General features: G+C 54.9%; 2 protein-coding genes. One reads left to right on the forward strand and one right to left on the reverse strand.

Annotated features, from left to right (window positions below; all coding sequences use genetic code 11):
- Positions 1-428 precede the first annotated feature (428 nt).
- Complete coding sequence (locus NTX71_10250) at positions 429-1793, reverse strand: malonyl-CoA decarboxylase family protein (GenBank protein MCX6340278.1); 1365 nt, start codon at positions 1791-1793, stop codon at positions 429-431.
- A 258-nt stretch (positions 1794-2051) separates the two neighbouring features.
- Between NTX71_10250 and NTX71_10255 the strand changes: the two genes are divergently transcribed.
- Positions 2052-4280, forward strand: a complete 2229-nt coding sequence (locus tag NTX71_10255; protein ID MCX6340279.1) for a PQQ-binding-like beta-propeller repeat protein — start codon at positions 2052-2054, stop codon at positions 4278-4280.
- Positions 4281-4525: the final 245 nt, after the last annotated feature.

A 4525-nucleotide genomic window follows, 5' to 3' on the forward strand; every position in this document is an offset into this window, starting at 1 on the left:
TATAACTGCACGGGTTTCGGGCACCTGTCCCGAATTCCCGTGCATTTTATCCATCATTCTGGAGAGCATTGTACATCATATCTACTTGCCTTGTATGATATTATATATATTTTTAGACTTTTTCAGGAGACCCTAATTAGAGATTTCGATCAAACCGCTTTGTGTATTTAAATCTGCTTCTCTTCCATTTCGTGTGGGTGTCTCAGCACTGACCATGATCAGCAATTCACAAAGAAGAAAGCAGTCATTGCGAGCGACCCCGCAATGGCGGGGGAGCGAAGCAATCCGCGAAGCGTCGCGAGCCCCGAGGTGTTCGGGACGTGGCGATCAATGCTGGATCCCTCGCTCCGCTCGGGACTCCCCGCAATGACAGTTTGAGACAACCTCGTGACGGGGGAGGTAAGGTGGGGGTGGAGAGGAGCGTTTCTTCAGATTTCGATGGCGACCTTCCCGGATGCGTAGGCGAGCTTGTTTCTCTCCTGGTGTTCGGCCTCGTAGAAGTAGTTCGCCATCATACCGTATGATTCGCGCATTCCCCGCTCCGAGGGGTTCGCGAGGTAGTTGATGTTGCCGATGGAGGCTCCGTTGGAGAGGTGGAAGTTCGCGACCGGATCGTATGCGTTTGTGGTCCGGGCCCTGGTCTTGGGGTCGATTCTTTTCTCTCGAGTGAGATAGTATCTCGTGAGCTCCGCCATCGGATGCTCCATCGCCCTGCGCAGAAGCGGGTTCGCGTGCCACTGCTCATCGCCGAGCACCCCCTTGAGCATGCCGGAGATTGGGAGCGTTTCGATATCTTTATCCTTTTTGGACAGCTCCTCCCTGATGCTTCGCAACCCGCCATCCGAAATAAACCGGCCCTTCTTATTAGCGTCAATCTTCTGGCTGGTGAGAGAAAAGGTGTGCGTCCCTCCGGCCAGCACCGTGGCAAGGTAATCCCTGAATTTTGGGATCGGGCTCAGTGTGGCGAAGTGCCTGATGCCGGGATAATTCTTCTGGATGTATTCACTCGCGCGGATGATCATCTTTGCCCCCAGGGCGATTCCCTCGAGGCCGGCGAAAGTGGTGTTCACGGAATAGAAGATTGCGGTATCCGCCCGGCGCAGGTCCGGGGGGCGCCGTTTGTCGCCGAGTATCCTGGACATCTTGCGGATCAGCCCGTTCGAGAGCGCCACCTCGATATACACCAGGGGGACATAGGGCATTTTGAAGTGCTCGAGGGAGAGGATGATGTGGTCGGGGCTGTCCAGCCTGTTGTCGAAATTCCACCAGTGCTCGGTGGGGTGGACGCCCTCTTTCTCGGATATGAATTTGAGCAGCGCGATCGAGGTGTTCTGGGCGTTGCAGCAGCGGGTCACCATGTACTGGAAGTTGAATATCCTCGCGAAGTAGTCGATGAAGGTACGCGAGAGTGCCTTGAGGGGTTTCAACGTCCCATTCTCCTGCTTCGCCGCGGAAAGCTTCTTGATCAGCGCGATGAGGTCGGCGCGGATCTGGATGAGCCACACCGGCGTATCCATGGCGGCGAAGATCTGGTTGAGGACATAATCTGCCTTGCGCGGATCGAGCGCCGCGAGCATGGTGAAAAACGCCTCACGCTCCGCCTCGCCCTTTTTATAGAAATCGAGGACGACCTTCATGGATTCGGGGTGGATCGTCCTGTCGCTTGCGAAGAGCGAGAGCGCCTCCCCGACGCCCCGACGGCTCGTGGTGGCGAATGTGTGGATCGTGTGAGAGATCGACTCGGCGATCTTCTTCCTGATCTCGCCGAAGCCGGAGATATGTGTGTTGGCCATGAGCTCCTCCCGATATTCAGATAGGTATTATAGCCTCTCCAGGGGTGTTTGAAAAAGGATAAACATGCGCGAGGTATGATCTTAGATATCTTTGTAATATTTGCAGGACAGCGATGGGTCGCATGTGCTATAATATTGGGTACCTGAATACCGAGTGACATATACAATGCGCTTTCTTAAGCACCTAATTTCTTATCATGAGACGCGCTAGGTCGAGGATGTACCTTTTTTATTATCATGGCGAGGCGGGAGGGCGTTATGGTTGACCAACAATGCGCGCATGAACGGCGCGTCTCTTTTCGCCTGACCGAGAGAGCCGCAGCGCGCATCTCTATCTTCTTTTTTGCCCTCTCCCTCTTCCCTGCAGGTTCTGCGCTCCCCTGGGGAGGCGCCCATTCCCTCGTCAACCTGTATGCCGTAGATAATCTTCCTCCCGAAATGGTGGACGACGGATCCGGCAACGCATTTGGAGATATGAGGGAATACCTCAGCGACCACGCATCCGATCCCGATTCCCAGAAGGAAACCGATCCTTGGGAGGCAGAGAGGCACTGGTGCGATATCGATTCAAAGCTTGATGAATATCCGTCGCCGTTTACTTACATCCCGCGTGATTACACTACCTATTGCTCCATATTCGGGAGGGACAACGGGGTTATACAGTGGGAAGGGATCAGGGACCACTACGAGAATCTCGTTGCGCTCATGCGTGCGCGCGAATGGGCGACGGCCTATCAACGGGCGGCGGAGCTCGGCCACTATGTCGCGGACGCCACGTGCCCGCTGCACGCTACCGTGAACTACGATGGACAGTTTCCCCTGGACTCAGGGAACGAAGGCATACACGAGAGATACGAGGGCACCATGGTGGATATGTATATTACAGCAATCAACACCGTGCCCAACTCTGTGACGATCGTCGAGGATCCTCTGGAGCTCGGCTTCGACATTCTCGCTGGAGGCCAGCAGCTCGTCAGCGCGATCATGGACGCAGATCTCGCCGCTCAGGATCAAACAGGGAGTAACGAGAGCGCGGAGTATTATCAGGCCCTCTTCAATCTCGTTGGATCCGATGCCCAGATCCGGTTGGATCTCGCCTCGAAGCGCTTGGCGGACTTATGGTACACCGCATGGGTTGAGGCCGGCCGCCCCTCATTCTCTCCTCCCACGCCGACGCCACGCGCACCCTGGCCGATGTTCCACCATGATGCTCGGCATGCTGGGCAGAGCGAGTACGCCGGCCCGTCCATACCGATTCTGGCGTGGAGTTATCAAATCGGGGACTGGATATGGTCCTCGCCTGCGATAGGTTCGGATGGGAAGGTGTATGTCGGTTCGTGGGATAATCATCTCTACAGCATCAATTCAAACGCAAGCCTCGACTGGAGTTATCAAACCGAGCTCAAGATATGTTCCTCTCCCGCGATAGATTCTGAGGGAAAGGTATATGTCGGCTCGAATGACGCTTACCTCTACAGCATCAATTCAAACGCGAGCCTTGACTGGAGTTATCAAACCGGGGTCTGCATAGGTTCCTCACCCGCAATAGGAGCGGATGGGAAGGTGTATGTCGGTTCGTCGGATAATCATCTCTACAGCATCAATTCAAATGCGAGCCTTGACTGGAGTTATCAAACCGGGGTCTGCATAGGTTCCTCGCCCGCAATAGGAGCGGATGGGAAGGTGTATGTTGGCTCGGCGGATAATAACCTTTACAGCATCAATTCAAACGCGAGCCTCGACTGGAGTTATACAACCGGGGACTGGATATACTCCTCGCCCGCCATAGGCTCGGATGGGAAGGTGTATGTCGGCTCGGATGATAATTACCTCTATTGTATCGGGCAAGGCCCTACTCCGACTATCACGCCGACACCCACAATCACTCTCACGCCGACAGATACCCCAACCATCACACCAACTCCGACAATTACTCCTACACTTACAATAACGAACACTCCGACGATAACACCGACACCTACAGAAACGGCAACACCGACTGAGACGCCTACAGAGACACTGACTCAGACACCCACGGAAACGCCAACATCGACGCCCACGCCGACCAGAATGCCTACACAAGGACCCGAATCAACAGATACGCCAATACCTACGGCAACGCCCACTCCCTTACCGACGGCCGTGATTGAGCTCAACGGCACGTCATTTACGGCGGGGGATCAGCTCGTCGCGACGTTCAAGGTGAATGAGCCGATCGAGAAGCTGTTCACCGTCTATGCGGTAATCATCCTGCCCGGCGGGAAGATGCTAAATGCGAGAACGCTGGACAGGCCGCTCAAGCCCGTCGCCAGCAAGCGGAATGGACTCCCGGCCGGGTTCAGCTACCAGCTCATGTCAAAGACAATCCCGCGTGGCGCGCCGAAAGGGGAGTACGAGATTGCGGTGGTATTTTTCGACGCCACGAAACCATACCGGGGCCGCGCCGACGCCTTCCTCGACGTGAGCTCGAAGTTCACGATTCAATAACATTCTACTTTTGGACGCAGATTACCACAGATGCGCGCAGATAGACGCGGATAGGATTACTAGCGACTTGAACGACTGCAACGATTTTAAGCACTCAGACGTCTCTAACCCGACTTTCTCACTTTTGAGGGTAAAATACCGTTTTGATGGGAAATATTGCCACCTCCTGCCTCAGGTCTCCCACACATTTGGCACCTGGTGCTGATAAACTCTTGGCGGAGGTTGGGCCGGTAGTTGCCATCCAA

The organism is Candidatus Auribacterota bacterium (assembly GCA_026392035.1).
GTDB lineage: Bacteria > Auribacterota > Tritonobacteria > UBA1439 > UBA1439 > JAPLCX01.